Consider the following 15264-nt stretch of genomic DNA (forward strand, 5'->3'; position numbering starts at 1 on the left):
TAGTAATTTATCAGTACAAATATATATCAAATTTGACAAGAGGTCAATATTCAATCTGCCTAATAGATTTTTTATTAAGGTAAAACAAAATATCTACTTTTTAAAGGTGTGCAAATGAAAGTAACCGTCATTACCCTTGGATGCAAGGTCAATCAATATGAATCCCAGGTTCTGCTGAACCGTCTGCAAGCGGCCGGTTTTACCGAATGCGGCCCTTTGGAGGAAAGCGACGTCGTCATCCTGAACACTTGCACGGTGACGTCGATGAGCGACCGGAAAACGCGCCAGATGCTTCACAAGGCACGCAGGGAAAATCCGGACGCCGTTCTGATTGCGACCGGATGTCTGCCGCAGGCGTTTCCCGGGGCGGCGGACGACCAGCTAGCCGAAGCCGACATCGTTCTGGGAAACTCCAACCGTTCCTCCCTCCTGCCGGACCTGCAGAAATTCTTAAGGGACCGCCGGAGGATCGTCGATATTGTCCCCCATGAAAAAGACGAAAAATTCGAACCGATGAGCACGAACGGTTTTTTTGAACGGACCCGCGCTTTTCTGAAAATAGAAGACGGCTGCAACCGGTATTGCTCTTATTGCATCATCCCCTATGCGCGAGGTGCGGTGCGTTCCAAGCCTCTGGCCGAGCTGAAAGCTGAACTGAGGGAGTTGGCTGCCGGAGGATACCTGGAAGTAGTATTAACCGGAATCAACCTGTCCGCTTATGGCCAGGACCTAGGCCTGACACTCTGCGACGCGGTGGAAGCCGCCTGCGCGACGGAGGGAATCCGGCGTGTCAGGCTCGGTTCCCTGGAACCTGAGCAGTTGGATGAATCCGTAATCGCGAGGATGCGGCGTCAGGAAAAACTTTGCCCGCAGTTCCATCTTTCCCTCCAGAGCGGCTGCGACGAAACCTTAAAACGCATGAACCGTCATTACGACACGGAGGAATACCGCGGGATCGTATCCAACCTGCGCCGGGAATTCGCAAACGCGGCCATCACGACGGATATCATGGTGGGATTTCCGGGTGAGACCGAAGAGGAATTCATGAAATCAAGAGCATTTCTGGAAGAAATCGGTTTTGCAAAGGCGCATGTTTTCGCTTACTCCCGGCGGCCCGGCACCGCCGCCGACCGCGCTCCGGGACAAGTGGACCCGAAAGGGAAAGAGGACCGCAGCCGCCGCATGATCGAAGCCGCCCAAAAAACGAGGTCGGCTTTTTTGCAGAGCCAACGCGGGCTGACGGAGTCCGTCCTGTTTGAGCAAAAATGCTCCGCCGGCGTCTACGAAGGTTACACGGCGAATTACACGCCAGTCAGAACGCACAGCGCAGAAGACCTCCGCGGAAAAATCCTGCCGGTCCATATTTCCGAAGCTACGGAGGACTTCTGTCTTGCGGAACCGGTTCAGGGCGAGCGCGCCAAAGCTTCCACAACGTTCTGAACCTCCTGCTTGGTCTGGTCTTTGTCCAGATAATCGGAGGAATAGAACATAAAGCCGTCGCAGGAGGTCTGGCGCCCGTATTCGACCTGGCTGGCCAGGATTCCGCTGGAGTCTTTCCATGTGCCGCTGTCCGCGTCGGAACCCGCCTTATAGACCGCAAGCCCTAAGTATAATTTGATGTCTTTGCCGGTGACCAATTGCCTCCATGTTTTTGCAGCAGTGTCGAACGGCAGAACCGGATTTTCAAAGTTTACATAAAGCTGAGGACAAATATAATCCACATATCCGGATACGGAGCACCATTCCGTGACGTCCGCACCCATCGCCAGGTCGTTCTGGACATTGCCCTGCGGCGCGATTCCAAACGGCATGGAAGGTTTGACGGATTTTATCTCCTGATACACCAGAGAGACCATTGCGCTGATATTGGCCTGCCGCCAGTCGGCCAGCGCCATCGGCGTTCCGGTTTTAGCGGCGGACGTCTTGTACGCGGCATACGCCGTCTGGTCGAACGATGCGTCCTGCGTCGGATAGAAATAGTCGTCGAATTGAATTCCGTCCACATCGTATTTTTGGGCAATTTCTTTTGTGCCGTCGGCAACCAGCCGGCGGACGCCGTCGTAAGCCGGGTTGAGATATTTGCCGCCCTCAAAGTCAACCGCCCAGTCGGATTTTCCGGAATCATTTTTCCAGGTGTTGTAGATATTGTTCACCGCTAAAATCGAAGGCGTATTGGAAACCTGGATCCGCAGAGGATTCACCCACGCCTGAATTTTCAGCCCGGCCTGATGGGAGGCTTTTACCATATCTGCCAAAGGGTCATACCCCGGATTGACTCCCTGCGTTCCGCCGACAACATGACTCCACGGAAAATAGGAGGACGGATAGAGCGCATCCGCGAAAGGCCTTACCTGGACAATCAGAGTGTTCATGCCGCATTTTTTCGCATTTCCGACAATCGTGTTGAACTTTTTCAGGAAAGCCTGTTCGCTTTTATCGTCGTCCCTGCTCATATTCAGGCTCAGATAGGGCACCCAGACCGCCCGCATCTCATCCGTGCTTCCCAAATTTTGAACGGCGGCTTCCACAGAGGAAACCGCACCGGCCGCGCCGGCTGATCCGGAAACCTCGGACAAAGATCCGGAAACGGTTTGGCTGCGGTTTAAGTTGACCGCCATGGTGACTGCGATCACAACCGCAAGGAGAAAAAAGCAAACAAAAATACTGTGCCGGTTAAACAGTCTGATTACCATTTTTTTCATCCTTTCCATCATTTGACAGGAACGGGATTATCGTGTAGAATAAGGCTCTCGGAGGTGGCAGCATGTTTTTCATCATTGGAATTACCAGCGGTACAAGGGAACTCGGCCTGCGAGACTGCGGCTTTTTCCCCTGTTGTTCCATCCGGGGAAGCAGAGCTCTTGTCACATGCGTTTACCGCCAGTTTACCTTCTTCTTTCTGCCTCTGTTCCGTTTTGGAAAACGATATTTTGTCTCCTGCCCCAACTGCGGCGCGGTATATGAAATCAACCGGGAGGAAGGCAGGCGGATCGAGCGCGACCCCTCCGCCGAAATCGATCCGGACGCGGTCTTCCGCGTGGCAGGGCGTGCAGCGCGGTTCTGCCCGAACTGCGGAACACAGGTTGACCCGGAGAGCCGCTACTGCCCGCACTGTGGGGCAAAGCTGTAAGGATAAAGGAAAAAACGATGCCTGATTATATATATTGGACTTCCTATCTGATTATTATTAATCTTGCCGCGGCGGCGGCCGTTGTTCTGGATAAACACCGGGCAAAACGTCATTTGTGGCGGGTTCCGGAAAGCAGGCTCCTGCTTCTTTCCGCTCTCGGCGGCTCCCCCGCGATGCTGCTCACCATGCTTTTGATCCGCCACAAGACAAAACACGCAAAATTCATGGTTGGGATCCCGGCAATTATGACCGTGCAGGGATTCCTTCTGTATGTTGGATTTCGATTCTTAAAGTAGCCATGAAGCAGCCGATGAAAAAAATACGCGGCGTAATCGCCGCGCTTATCGCACAAAAATGCGCTTTGAAAGATTTTAATCTATTCAAAGCGCATTTTGCAAAATAGTAATATTTATTTTTGGTTTTTTATCTACGGCAAGTATTGTTCTTCTACAGCGCTGGCCACACCATTTTGAATTGTCAGCCAAAACACAGAAGTCGATGATGCGGAAATTCTGTCCGCCAATCCGTTTAGGTCCGATTGAAACGGCGTGCCGCTTGTGTCTCTGAAAATGCTGATTTTCGCATCCTTTGCAATCTCTATGGGATTTGTCTCCTTTTTAGAATTATAAATATAAAATCCATCCGGCATATCGTCTTGGGTTAAATGCAGTTCTTCCATACGCTTTTGATCGGAAGCCGTAACCCATTCCACTCGATCAGCCGCAACGGTTCCCGACTTGCAATCACAGCGGCTGAGATACGCGATGAATTTTTCCTCACGGAGAGAGTCAGACGCTTGCTGACCATGATCCGGTTGAGAAGAAGAAACAGATACAGAGCCGACCGGCTCACTGTCGAAAGGAGCTTTTGCAGAACAGGAACTCTCAAATCCGGCAATCAGCAATGCCAGCACACAAATGCACGCAATCCGGAGGCATACAGGAATATTTGAAAACAACCCTATCACCCCGCAGAAAAAAATCAGTTACCGAACAACCAGATTGACCAGTTTCGCCGGGACATAAATTTCCTTAACCAGTTTCTTCCCTTCTATTTCAGCGGAAATCTTACCGTTCGCCTTCGCCTGGGAAAGGGCGTCCTCTTTCGCGATGTCCGCCGGGACCGTCAGCCGCGCGCGGACCTTGCCATTGACCTGGACGGCGATTTCGATGGTTTCATCCACGCATTTCGCCTCGTCAAATTCCGGCCACTCCTGCTGGCAGACCATGCCGCCGAATCGCTGGTTTTCCCAGACCTCCTCGCAGACATGGGGAGCGAACAGGTTCAGAAGGAGAGTGAAAGTTCTGAGTTCTCCTTTCGTAATGGAGCCGGCCGCCGTAACATCGTTGATCAGCGACATCAGAGCCGCGATGGCCGTGTTGAATTTCAGGTTTTCAACGTCTTCTCCGACCTTTTTGATTGCCTTGTTGAACGGCACTTCCAGCTCCCTGCGGATTTCATCCCCTCCGCAGACGATGTCCTGAAGGTTCCAGAACCGCTCGACAAAGCGGCGGCAGCCTTTGATTCCGTTGGTACTCCACGGCGCGGCCTTCTCAAAATCGCCGATGAACATCTCGTAAAGGCGCATCGTGTCGGCGCCGTATTCACGGACGATATCGTCCGGGTTGACAACGTTGCCGCGCGACTTGCTCATTTTTTCACCGTTTTCGCCGAGGATCATCCCGTGGCTGGTCCGCTTGGCATACGGCTCCGGAGTGGGCACGACGCCGATGTCGTAAAGGAACTTGTGCCAAAAGCGGCTGTACAGCACGTGAAGCGTCGTATGCTCCATCCCGCCGTTGTACCAGTCGACCGGAGTCCAGTATTTCAGCGCATCCTGGGACGCGAGCGCGTCATGGTCGTGCGCGTCGGTGTACCGCAGGAAATACCAGGAAGAACCGGCCCACTGGGGCATGGTGTCGGTTTCGCGCTGCGCCGGGCCGCCGCAGTGCGGGCAGGTGGTGTTGACCCAATCCGTCATGTGGGCCAGCGGCGACTCACCGTTGTCGGTCGGCTCATAGGACTTGACGTTCGGCAGCCGGATCGGCAGTTCGCTTTCAGGAACGGGCACATAGCCGCACTTCGGGCATTTGACGATCGGGATCGGCTCCCCCCAGTAGCGCTGGCGGGAGAAGACCCAGTCGCGCAGCTTGAAGTTGACCTTCGCGCGCCCGATCCCCTTTTCGATCAGAGCATCAATGATTTTTTTCTTTGCTTCCTCGACCGAAAGCCCGTTCAGGATCCCTGAGTTGACCAGAATCCCGGTTCCGCAGTCTGTAAAGGCCTCTTCCTGTACACTGCCGCCTTTGACGACCTCGATGATGGGAAGACCGAACTTTTTGGCGAATTCCCAGTCGCGGGTATCGTGCGCCGGAACAGCCATGATCGCGCCGGTTCCGTAGGAGACCAGAACATAGTCGGAAATGAAAATCGGGATTTCCGTCCCGTTGACCGGGTTGATCGCGCTGATTCCGTCCAGCCGGACCCCGGTTTTGTCCTTTGCGACTTCCGTGCGCTCAAAATCCGACTTTTTGGACGCTTCCTCCTGATAGGCGGAAACCTCGTCCGGATTTTTGACCATTCCCTTCCATTTTTCGAGGAGCGGATGCTCCGGGGAAACGACCATGTAGGTCACGCCGTAGAGCGTGTCGGGCCGCGTGGTGTAAACGGTGAGTTGATCCCCCGCCGTCGTGGCGAAATCGACCTCCGCGCCCGTGGAGCGGCCGATCCAGTTGATCTGCTGCGATTTGACCCGGTCCGGGTAATCCACCAGTGCGAGATCGTCGATGAGGCGCTGCGCATACTCCGTGATTTTCAGCATCCACTGCGATTTTACCTTGCGGACCACTTCGCTTCCGCAGCGCTCGCAAACGCCGTTGACAACCTCTTCGTTGGCCAGGACGCATTTGCAGGAGGTGCACCAGTTGACCGCCATCTCTTTTTTATAGGCGAGGCCGTGCTTGAACAGCTGCAAAAAGATCCACTGGGTCCATTTATAATACTCCGGATCGGTCGTATTGATCTCGCGCGTCCAATCGAACGACAGGCCCAGGGATTTCAGCTGCTCCTTAAAGCGGGCCACATTCTTTTTGGTCACCTCAGCCGGGTGCACATGATTTTTAATCGCATAGTTCTCGCTGGGCAGCCCGAACGCGTCCCAGCCGATCGGATACAGAACGTTGTAACCCTGCATGCGCCGCTTGCGCGCGATGATATCCATTGCCGTGTACGACCGCGGGTGTCCCACATGGAGTCCCTGCCCAGATGGATAGGGAAACTCGATCAGCGTGTAGTATTTCGGCATGTCATGACGGTCGGAGGCGTGAAAAACCCCGGCTTCTTCCCAGCGGTCCTGCCACTTTTTTTCAATTGGTCTGTGATCATATTTCATTGATTCATACGCCCCTAAATTTGTATCATTTTGCGCGGCAAAGGAACTCCGCCGCGCTGAAAGTCAATTTAAATATGGGGATAGATACACAATCTCTCCATCCTGCCAAAGCCTGTCCAGATCGTAAAATTTTCTGGATTCTTCTGTAAAAACATGGACCACTACATTCCCGTAGTCAAGCAGGACCCAGGAGTTGGAGCGGTATCCTTCCTTATGGCCGGGTTTGAGCCCGGATTCCTCAAGCTGAAATTCCGTTTCATCCGCAAGCGCCTTTACGTGCGTGCTGCTGGTGCCGGTTGCCAGGACAAAATAATCGGCAAGGATCGACACATCCCGGATTCCGATGATCTTGAGATCCTTCGCCTTTTTGCTGTCCAATATTTTCGCAGCCTTTGCGGCCAGTTCCAGTGACGTCATTCCCAACAACCTTTCTGATTCCGTTTTCTAAGATTGATTCTGCAAAATCGTATGGTTATAGGCCGCGATGGTGTCGGGGTGGATCGGCCGTTTCGCATCGGCCAAATCCTTGATCGTGAAGACGATCCCCGCGATCATGGCCTCTTCAAGACTGTTCCTCGCGGCTTCCCGCATCCGCTCCACGCCGGGGTAATCCCTGTCGTCCGAAATAAAATCGGCGATAAACAGAATTTTATCCAAAAGTGTCATGTTCTCCCGTCCCGTTGTGTGATAACGTACGGCCTGCAGGATTTCAGGATCGGTTACGCCCAATTCCCGGCGGATGTATTCCGCGCCCAGCATCGCATGCCACAGCTTCGGGGCACACCGCTCCACTTCCGTGAGACGGATGCCATACCGGTCCATGAGGTTTCTCTGCTCTTCCCGGGGAAGGTCCTTCATGATGTCGTGAAGGATCCCGGCGGTCTCCGCCTTCTTTTCGTCCGCGCCGTACCGACGGGCCAGCTGAGCCGCCGCACGGGAAACGCATACGGAATGCTCGTAACGCTGATCCCCCAGAAGGGTTCGGATCGCTGATTGATAGGACTCAAAGTTCATATGATTCCTCCGAATACAGGTGATGTCGGTAAATGTAATCGGCGACCGCCTGCGGGACATAAGCGGAAAGGTTTTCTTTTTTCCGAGCGGCATTCCGAACCATTGTGGAAGAAATCGGCAAAAATTCGATATCGCAGATCATCGTTTTCGCCCCCGCCCTTCCGACTCTTTCCGCATATTCGTTCAGCGCTTCGCACCCACGTTCGCTCCGCGGCGCGGCGCAGACCGTTGCCAAAGAATAAATCTTCTCCGGTTCGTGCCACTTCCCCAAAGTCAGAAACATGTCCTCCCCCGTAATGAAAAACAGCTCCGAACCGGGATTCTCCCGCTTCACAGCCAAAAGCGTGTCGGAGGTATAGCTCGGGCCGTCCCGTTCGATCTCGATGGCGCTGACCTCAAATCCGTCCCGCTCCACCGCAAGCCGGCACATCTCCAGCCGGTCCCGCGCCGGCGCCAAATCCCGGATGACTTTATGCGGCGGAATTTTTGTGGGAATCAGCAGGACGCGGTCCGCCCCGATCCTCTGCGCGAACTGGCGGACCAAATGCAGATGCCCGTTATGGACCGGATTAAAGGTTCCGCCAAAGACCGCTAGTTTCTGCATTGTTTTCACCCGGAACTCCCTTGTTTTTTTATCATATTACTTTTTTCCCGCTTTGGGAAGCATTATTTTCGGGTCCTTTTCGTTTTTGCGGTACAAAACGAACCGGGAACCGATCACCTGCACGGATTCGGCGTGAACCAGGGCGGCGATCCGGTCCGCCGCTTCCCGGGCGGAAACGGGCGAAGTTTCCAGCACTCTTCCCTTGATCAGTTCCCGCGCGGTCAGTGCATCGCCGGCCTGTTTGACCAGATCGTCCCCGATCCCGGATTTTCCAACGATCAGGATCGTATCGATCGGATTGGCAAGCGAGCGCAGATAGGCGCGCTGTTTTCCCGTCAGCATTTTGATTGCTCCTCATACTCTTTCAATTTTTCAGCAAAATCGCGCAGCGCGCGCCCCCGGTGGCTGATTCTGTCCTTTTCTTCTCCCGACAGTTCCCCGAACGACTTGTCCCCGACCAGAAACAGCGGATCGTAGCCAAACCCGCCTTCGCCCTTTGTGGCAAAGGCGATGGAACCCGCGCATTCGCCCCGCGCCGTGATCCTGCCGCCATTCGGGAACGCGCAGCAGATCGCGCAGACGAACCGTGCGCCGCGTTTTTCCACGGGGACGTCCCGGAGTGCGCTGAGCAGCTTTTGATTGCGGTCGGAGCTGCTGGCTCCTTCCCCGGCATACCGTGCGGAATAAACGCCCGGCTGCCCGTTCAGGGCGTCCACCGCGATCCCGGAATCATCTGCGACGGCAGGAAGCCCGGTAGCCCGGCAGGCGGCTTCCGCCTTTAGACGGGCATTTTCTTCAAAGGTCCGGCCGGTTTCTTCCACTTCCTCAAGCTCCGCCGTTTCCACCGACACGGACAGAGGCGATAAAATTCTTTGAAATTCCACGACTTTGTCTGGATTATGCGTCGCCACGATCAATCTCATCCGATTCTTCCTTTCTTTCAAACAATGCCCTCGCGAATTGGTCCGCATCAAATGCCTGAAGATCATCCACCTGCTCTCCAACCCCGATAAATTTTACCGGCAGGTTCAGCTCCTCCCGAATGGACAGAATTACGCCGCCCTTCGGGGTTCCGTCCAGCTTTGTCAGCACGATCCCCGTGATGTCGGCGGCGGCCTGAAATTCCCGCGCCTGATTGACGGCGTTCTGCCCGGTGGCCGCGTCCAGGACCAGAAGGACCTCTCGGTCTGCGTCCGGCGCTTCCCGCTGAATCACGCGGTTGATTTTGGCAAGCTCCTCCATCAAGTTCTTTTTATTGTGAAGCCGTCCGGCCGTATCGCAGATAACGACATCCGCTCCCCGGGCCTTGGCGGCGGCGACGGAGTCGAACACCACGGAAGCCGGATCGCTGCCCTGCGTCTGTTTGACCAGCTCCGCCCCGGAGCGCCGCGCCCACACTTCCAGCTGTTCGATCGCGGCGGCGCGGAAGGTATCCGCCGCGCCCAGGATCACTTTTTTTCCCTGCTTTTCCAGCAGGGCCGCAAGCTTGCCGATTGTCGTGGTCTTGCCCACGCCGTTGACCCCGATGACCAGAATCACGGAGGGTTTGGTTTCGATTTTCAGTTCTTCTCCGCCGCGGAGCAGATCCGCCACAATGGAGCGAAGCAGATCATAAACGGCGTTCGGGTCCTTTACCCCCTGTTCCCTGACTTTCCGGCGGAGCTCGTCGCAGATGCGGCCGGCAGTCGCAACCCCGACATCCCCCAGAATCAAGAGCTCCTCCAGCTCCTCAAACAGGGACTCGTCTATTTGGGTAAAAGAACTCAGCATGGCCGAAACGGAAGCGCCCATGCTTTCCCTTGTTCTTTTCAGGCCGTCCCTGATTTTTGAAAATAGTCCCACGGGTTTCCCCTCCTTGCCCCTCAGGGCTTGATTCCCATTTTTATCTCCAGTTCGGACGCCGGCATTTCCAGCATTTTGGAAACGCCCTCCTCCTGCATGGTCACGCCGTACAGAACGTCGGCTTCCTCCATGCTTCCGCGCCGGTGCGTGATGACGATAAACTGCGTGTTTTCCGTCATTCTGCGCAGATAAGCGGCAAACCGATTGACGTTCACGTCGTCGAGAGCCGCCTCGATCTCATCCAAAACGCAGAACGGCGGCGGATTCACTTTCATAATGGCAAAATACAGCGCAATTGCCACCAAAGCCTTTTCTCCGCCGGAAAGCGCCTCCAGATGAGAGACGATTTTCCCCGGCGGCTGAACGGAAATTTCGATTCCGGAACCAAGAACGTCGTCCGGCTCACTGAGGGAAAGCCCCGCTTCGCCGCCCTCGAACAGGTCGCGGAAGGTCTCGGAGAAACAGCGGTTGATCTGCTCGAACCGGACCGAAAACAGGTCGCGCATCCGGCCGGTCAGATCGCCGATCAGCTTTTTCAGCTCATCCCGGGACTGCTCGACGTCCGCGATCTGCGCCTTCATAAATTCGTACCGTTCGGAAACCTCCTTGTATTCCTCCACGGCAGAAAGGTTGACCGTGCCGAGCGATTTAATTCTGCTTTTCAGCTCGCTCAGCCTGCGCTGCGCTTCCTTTGGGTCCTGTGCGGGTTCCGCCTCCTGTTCCGCCTCCCGGCGGGTCAACTCGTACTCCTCCCACAGACGGGAAATAATCTCATCGTATTCCTTCTGGAGGTTGTTCCTGCGCTCTTCCAGGCGAGCCAGCTCGTGGCCGATTTTTTCCTTTTCCTCTGACTTTTCCCGTTCGGAAGCGCGCAGCTCCACCGACTTTTTCTCCAGCTCCATGCGCTCCCGGTTCAGACCATCGGCTTTTTCGGCCGCTTCCTTCGATTGGTTCCGCAATTCGCCGGCCTCCTGGCCAAGGCGTTCGATCCTGGCGTTCAGTTCGGCGTTGGAAGTTTCAATTTCCTTGATCTGATCCGCGAGGACGCCAAGTTTTTCCTTCTGCCCCAAACTGCGTTTTTCCAGATCCCCCACGGTATCCCGAAGAGACTGCGCGTCTTTCCGTGCGGAGAGGCGGTCCAGCTCGATTTGCTTCAGATCGGCGGTCAGCCTGTCCAGTTCCGTGCTGATTTCATCCCGGCTGCCCCCGGCCTTTTCAAGCTCCGTTTTCAGGGCTTCTATCTGACCGTTCAGTCTTTCCGATTCCGTCTGCGCGTTCCGGACGGCTTTTCCCTGCTCTTCCAGACGCGCATTTGCCGTCGCTTCCTCCTGCTTCAGGCTGATTGCGCTCTTCTCCGCGGTTTGCAGGTCCGCAAGGATTCTGCGGTGCTCCGCGTCGGCATGGACTCTTTCCTCCTGAACTGTCGCAAGTTCTCCCTTGGACGCCGAAAGGCCGGCTTCTTCCGATGAGACTTCCTGTGCGGCTGCTTTCAGCGTCTGGGCGGCAGCGTCAGCTTTTACGCGCAGCTCTTCCGCCTGCTTTTTCAGAGCCTCGATCTCGGAAGCTCTGCTCAGAAGACCGGAATTTTTCGCCAGGGAACCTCCCGTCAGGGAACCCCCCGCGTTCACCACCTGGCCATCCAGCGTTACAACACGGAACCGATACCCGTATTTCCCCGCAATCTGAACGGCAAAATCAAGATTTTCCGCGACGGCGATTCTGCCCAGAAGGGATTTTAAAATCTCCTGATACCGCGGGTCACAGGAGCAGAGTCCGGAGGCAACTCCGACAAAACCCGGGCATCCGGACAAACCCGGCTCCGCCAGAACCCTGCCTTTGATCACGGAGAGCGGAAGGAAGGTGGCACGGCCGGAATTTCTGTCCTTTAGAAAACCGATGGCGCGTTTGGCGTCCTGCTCCGTACCGACAACAATATTCTGCATGGAGGCGCCGAGCGCCGTTTCAACGGCCACGGCATATTCCTTCGGAACGCGGATCAGCCTGGAAACCGGGCCGTGAACTCCGTTTAATGCACCGCGGGAGGCCTCCTTCATCACCGCCTTGACGCTTTGGGAAAATCCTTCCAGATTGCGTTCCAAATCCTCCAACAGGCGGGCCCTGCGAAGGTGGTCCTCCAGATCAAGACGGAGACCGTCGCTTTGCCTGCGGGATGCTTCCAAGCGGTCCCGGCGGGTCTTCAAGCGCATTTCGTGTCCCTGCACCGTATTGCCGAGCGCTTCGATCCGTCGGTCATAATTTTCCAGCTTTTGTAAGTATTCTTTCTCTTTTTCTTTCAGCGATTCATGCTTTAATCGGATTTCTTCCGCATTTTTATGTATTTCATTCAGGCGGAGCCGGATCTCCGCAATGGACGCGGACGCCGTCATTTCGAGCATTCTGAAATCCGTAGCCTGAGAGGACAGTTCTGTCATTTCGCGGGTAAAGCCGTCCATCCTGCCCGCCGTTTCGCTCAGGCTGCCCTTCAATTGCTCCAGCCTCGCGGAACAGTCGGCAAAATCTGCGTCTCTCTTTTTGACATATCCGTTTTTTTCTTCGATCTGTTTTTCCTTATCCTGAATCATGCGCAGAAGCTCTTCCCCGGAAAGGCGGCTCTGCTCCATTTCGGTTTGAATGCGCTCTATGTTCTCGCGGTTGTGGAGAATGTCGTTTTTCAATACGGATGCTTCGGCGTCTTTTTGCGCGGCACTCTCCTGCAGCTCCGTCCCAAGCCTTCTTGTCTCGTCGATGCTCGCGGAAAATTGGTTTGACCGGCTGAAGATTTTTTCCAGTTCCTCGTCCAGCGAAAGGATCGACTGTTCCGCCGCGTCATGCTGGGACTTTGCCGCCAGAATTTTATCCTCCTGCTCCCGCAGAATGAGCGCGGATTGGTTCAGGGTCCTCAGCCACAGGCTGATTTCGGCCTTTCTTTTTTCCTCTGACAGTTTCAGGTATTCCTTCGCCTTTTCCGCCTGCTCCCCCAGCGGTCCCACCCGGCTTTCCAGCTCCGCCAGAATGTCGTTGAGGCGCAGCAGGTTGTCCTCCGCCTGGGAAAGACGGCGCTCGGACTCCTCCCTGCGGTAGCGGAAGCGGGAAATTCCCGCCGCTTCTTCAAAAATTTCCCGCCGGTCTTCGCTGCGGGCCGCGACGATGGCGTCGATCCTGCCCTGCCCGATCATGGAATACCCGTCCCGGCCGAGGCCGGTATCCATGAACAGCTCGTTGACATCCTTTAAGCGGACGTTCGTTTTATTGATCAGATATTCGCTCTCTCCGGAACGATAATAGCGGCGCGTTACGGCGACGCCGTCGGACTCAAAGGGAAGCTGACGCCCGGTGTTGTCGATATTCAGAGTGACCTCAGCAAAGCCGAGCGCCTTTCTGGCCGGCGTTCCTCCAAAGATGACATCCTCCATTTTCGTGCAGCGCAGGGAGCGGACGGACTGTTCCCCGAGCACCCAGCGGACCGCGTCGCTGATATTGCTCTTTCCGCTTCCGTTCGGTCCGACCACCGCTGTGATTCCGTCGTGAAAAGTCAGCGTCGTCCGGTCCGGAAACGTTTTAAAGCCCTGGAGCTCCAGCGATTTCAGCAGCAAGCCTTTTCCCTCCCGCATCACAAATTTGAAAATCCCCCCTGCTCAGGGCCGCGTCCTGTTCCAGCGCCGCGGAATAGCCGAATGCCGACAGCGCCTTCAGATTGCGCTTTTTCTGTCCGTTCGCAACAGAGATGCTTTTCGGATTGACCCGGATCACGATCCGGCCCTTCGGCACTCCGCTCACCGTCAGGCTGCGGGTGATCCTGTCCAGCATTCTCCGGCTTTCGCAAAGCTCTCGGAACGCCGGATGCCAGGGTCCCGCCAGAGTGTCCCGCTCCAGCTCCGGCGAAGCATGCAGCCCAAGGCGGATCACCGGAATGCGCCTCTCTTCAAAAAAATCGAGCAATCCGGCGCACAGGCTGACCGTTTCCTCCATTCCTGGCGGATGATATTTTCCCAGTAGGAACAATTCGCCCAGCTTCGTCCCCTTGAGGACAATGGTCGGGTAAATCCTCACACAGTCGGGGGATAAGGCAGCCAGTTCCTCCGCCGTATTCCATGCGCCGGATACGGTATCGCCATACAGGCCGGTCATCATCTGCAGGCCGAGAGAAAAGCCATAGGTATGGATCAGGGCGGCGGCACTTTTTACCTGCCGCGCGGTGTGCCCTCTTTCGTTCAGAGCCAGCACGCGGTCGTCCATGCTCTGGGCGCCGAGTTCAATGGTGGTCACACCGTAATTCCGCAGAATCGAAAGAATTTCAGAATCGACCGCGTCTGGGCGGGTGGAAAGCCGGATACCTGCAAAGGATCCCCTTTTTATATACGGATACGCCGCCTCCAGAAGCGAGATCATGTAAGTCCGTTCCAACGCGGTGAAGCTGCCGCCGAAAAAAGCAATCTCAGCGGATTTTGCCCGCTCCCCCAAACTGGACAAAGCCGTTTCAGCCGCGGAAATCACGTCGGCGGGCTCCGGCTGAACGGCTTTTCCCGTAATGCTCTTCTGGCTGCAGAAGCTGCATGCGTGAGGACAGCCGTTGTTCGGCACGAAGAGAGCCACGTTTGCGTGCCGCATCAGTGTCCCATCAATTCCAGAGCCTCGCGCGCCGCCTGCTGCTCCGCTTCCTTTTTGCTGCGGCCGCCGCCCTTGCCGATCACGTTGTTGTCCAGCCGGACCTCGACCGTAAAATGCTTGTCGTGGTCCGGACCGCTTTCTCCGGTCAAAACGTATTCAAGAATTTCTTCCGGATTTTTCTGTACGATTTCCTGCAGGAAGGTCTTATAATCCTTAAAAACTCTCGGCCTGGTCTCCTGTAAGAGAGGCAGAACAAAACCCAGGATGAATTTCCGGCTTTCCTCCATCCCGCCGTCCAGATAGATGGCGGCGGTGATGGATTCAAACGCATCCGCTAGAATCGAGGAGCGGGTTCTCCCGCCTGAGTTCTGTTCTCCCCGGCTTAACAGGAGATACTTTCCCACGCCAAGCTGCCGGGAAAACCCGCAGCAGGCTTTCTCACAGACCAAAGCCGCCCGTTTCTTGGTCAGGTCGCCCTCAGGCAGGTGGGGAAAGCTTTTGTACAGATAATCAGCCACCACCAGCCCGAGGATGGAATCGCCTAAAAATTCCAGCCTTTCGTTGCTCCCGCCGGGGACTTTGTTTTCGTTTGCGTAAGAAGAATGGGTCAATGCCGTTTTCAGATACTCCTGATCTCTAAAATGGTAACCGAGCTTTTCTTCCAGTTCAGTCAAC

15 protein-coding genes are annotated in these 15264 nt (G+C 55.4%); 3 read left to right on the plus strand and 12 right to left on the minus strand.

Features of this window, described 5'->3' with window-relative positions:
* Nucleotides 1-114: 114 nt before the first annotated feature.
* Complete coding sequence (gene mtaB / locus EQM14_RS08200; protein WP_128742489.1) at nucleotides 115-1440, plus strand: tRNA (N(6)-L-threonylcarbamoyladenosine(37)-C(2))-methylthiotransferase MtaB; 1326 nt, start codon at nucleotides 115-117, stop codon at nucleotides 1438-1440.
* Here mtaB and EQM14_RS08205 read toward each other — a convergent pair.
* Complete coding sequence (locus tag EQM14_RS08205; protein ID WP_243112471.1) at nucleotides 1404-2693, minus strand: glycoside hydrolase family 10 protein; 1290 nt, start codon at nucleotides 2691-2693, stop codon at nucleotides 1404-1406. The two genes, mtaB and EQM14_RS08205, sit on opposite strands and share 37 nt — an antisense overlap.
* 71 nt (nucleotides 2694-2764) lie before the next feature.
* On the opposite strand from EQM14_RS08205, the gene EQM14_RS08210 reads away from it, so the two are divergent.
* Both EQM14_RS08210 and EQM14_RS08215 read left to right on the plus strand, forming a co-directional pair.
* The gene (locus tag EQM14_RS08210) at nucleotides 2765-3130 is read left to right on the plus strand and encodes a zinc ribbon domain-containing protein (protein WP_128742491.1); all 366 of its coding nucleotides are present in this window, start codon (nucleotides 2765-2767) and stop codon (nucleotides 3128-3130) included.
* Nucleotides 3131-3147: 17 nt separating this feature from the next.
* The gene (locus EQM14_RS08215; protein ID WP_128742492.1) at nucleotides 3148-3426 is read left to right on the plus strand and encodes a DUF1294 domain-containing protein; all 279 of its coding nucleotides are present in this window, start codon (nucleotides 3148-3150) and stop codon (nucleotides 3424-3426) included.
* Nucleotides 3427-3557: 131 nt separating this feature from the next.
* Here EQM14_RS08215 and EQM14_RS08220 read toward each other — a convergent pair whose 3' ends face one another.
* The 11 genes from EQM14_RS08220 to rnc form a co-directional block, all read right to left on the minus strand.
* A complete protein-coding gene (locus EQM14_RS08220) occupies nucleotides 3558-4043 on the minus strand; it encodes a hypothetical protein (RefSeq protein WP_128742493.1) in 486 nt (161 codons plus the stop codon).
* A 72-nt stretch (nucleotides 4044-4115) separates the two neighbouring features.
* Nucleotides 4116-6521: a leucine--tRNA ligase gene (gene leuS, locus EQM14_RS08225; protein WP_128742494.1), complete on the minus strand. Its 2406-nt coding sequence runs from the start codon at nucleotides 6519-6521 to the stop codon at nucleotides 4116-4118.
* A gap of 63 nt (nucleotides 6522-6584) precedes the next feature.
* Complete coding sequence (gene rsfS / locus EQM14_RS08230; RefSeq protein WP_128742495.1) at nucleotides 6585-6938, minus strand: ribosome silencing factor; 354 nt, start codon at nucleotides 6936-6938, stop codon at nucleotides 6585-6587.
* Between the two features lie 27 nt (nucleotides 6939-6965).
* Entirely contained in the window at nucleotides 6966-7535 is a 570-nt protein-coding gene (gene yqeK, locus EQM14_RS08235; RefSeq protein WP_128742496.1) for a bis(5'-nucleosyl)-tetraphosphatase (symmetrical) YqeK, read from the minus strand.
* Nucleotides 7525-8139, minus strand: coding sequence for a nicotinate-nucleotide adenylyltransferase (gene nadD / locus EQM14_RS08240; RefSeq protein ID WP_128742497.1), 615 nt, complete (start codon nucleotides 8137-8139; stop codon nucleotides 7525-7527). The genes yqeK and nadD overlap by 11 nt, the downstream gene beginning before the upstream one ends.
* Before the next feature lie 36 nt (nucleotides 8140-8175).
* A complete protein-coding gene (locus tag EQM14_RS08245) occupies nucleotides 8176-8481 on the minus strand; it encodes a YhbY family RNA-binding protein (protein WP_128742498.1) in 306 nt (101 codons plus the stop codon).
* A complete protein-coding gene (gene rdgB / locus EQM14_RS08250) occupies nucleotides 8475-9062 on the minus strand; it encodes an RdgB/HAM1 family non-canonical purine NTP pyrophosphatase (RefSeq protein WP_128742499.1) in 588 nt (195 codons plus the stop codon). Before rdgB ends, EQM14_RS08245 begins: the two co-directional genes overlap by 7 nt.
* Entirely contained in the window at nucleotides 9037-9981 is a 945-nt protein-coding gene (gene ftsY / locus EQM14_RS08255; protein WP_207668575.1) for a signal recognition particle-docking protein FtsY, read from the minus strand. Before ftsY ends, rdgB begins: the two co-directional genes overlap by 26 nt.
* Before the next feature lie 20 nt (nucleotides 9982-10001).
* Nucleotides 10002-13574, minus strand: coding sequence for a chromosome segregation protein SMC (smc, locus tag EQM14_RS08260; RefSeq protein ID WP_128742501.1), 3573 nt, complete (start codon nucleotides 13572-13574; stop codon nucleotides 10002-10004).
* Entirely contained in the window at nucleotides 13540-14589 is a 1050-nt protein-coding gene (locus EQM14_RS08265) for an elongator complex protein 3 (protein ID WP_128742502.1), read from the minus strand. Before EQM14_RS08265 ends, smc begins: the two co-directional genes overlap by 35 nt.
* Nucleotides 14589-15263, minus strand: coding sequence for a ribonuclease III (rnc, locus tag EQM14_RS08270; RefSeq protein ID WP_243112472.1), 675 nt, complete (start codon nucleotides 15261-15263; stop codon nucleotides 14589-14591). The genes EQM14_RS08265 and rnc overlap by 1 nt, the downstream gene beginning before the upstream one ends.
* Nucleotide 15264: the final 1 nt, after the last annotated feature.

The sequence above is a fragment of the Caproiciproducens sp. NJN-50 genome, from assembly GCF_004103755.1.
Classification (GTDB): Bacteria; Bacillota; Clostridia; order Oscillospirales; family Acutalibacteraceae; genus Caproicibacter.

What these genes read in the sequence shown, in the direction of transcription:
- mtaB (WP_128742489.1), top strand. Translation starts at nt 115, where the DNA reads ATGAAAGTAACCGTCATTACCCTTGGATGCAAGGTCAATCAATATGAA.
- EQM14_RS08205 (WP_243112471.1), bottom strand. Translation starts at nt 2,693, where the DNA reads ATGGTAATCAGACTGTTTAACCGGCACAGTATTTTTGTTTGCTTTTTT.
- EQM14_RS08210 (WP_128742491.1), top strand. Translation starts at nt 2,765, where the DNA reads ATGTTTTTCATCATTGGAATTACCAGCGGTACAAGGGAACTCGGCCTG.
- EQM14_RS08215 (WP_128742492.1), top strand. Translation starts at nt 3,148, where the DNA reads ATGCCTGATTATATATATTGGACTTCCTATCTGATTATTATTAATCTT.
- leuS (WP_128742494.1), bottom strand. Translation starts at nt 6,521, where the DNA reads ATGAAATATGATCACAGACCAATTGAAAAAAAGTGGCAGGACCGCTGG.
- rsfS (WP_128742495.1), bottom strand. Translation starts at nt 6,938, where the DNA reads ATGACGTCACTGGAACTGGCCGCAAAGGCTGCGAAAATATTGGACAGC.
- yqeK (WP_128742496.1), bottom strand. Translation starts at nt 7,535, where the DNA reads ATGAACTTTGAGTCCTATCAATCAGCGATCCGAACCCTTCTGGGGGAT.
- nadD (WP_128742497.1), bottom strand. Translation starts at nt 8,139, where the DNA reads ATGCAGAAACTAGCGGTCTTTGGCGGAACCTTTAATCCGGTCCATAAC.
- EQM14_RS08245 (WP_128742498.1), bottom strand. Translation starts at nt 8,481, where the DNA reads ATGCTGACGGGAAAACAGCGCGCCTATCTGCGCTCGCTTGCCAATCCG.
- rdgB (WP_128742499.1), bottom strand. Translation starts at nt 9,062, where the DNA reads ATGAGATTGATCGTGGCGACGCATAATCCAGACAAAGTCGTGGAATTT.
- EQM14_RS08265 (WP_128742502.1), bottom strand. Translation starts at nt 14,589, where the DNA reads ATGCGGCACGCAAACGTGGCTCTCTTCGTGCCGAACAACGGCTGTCCT.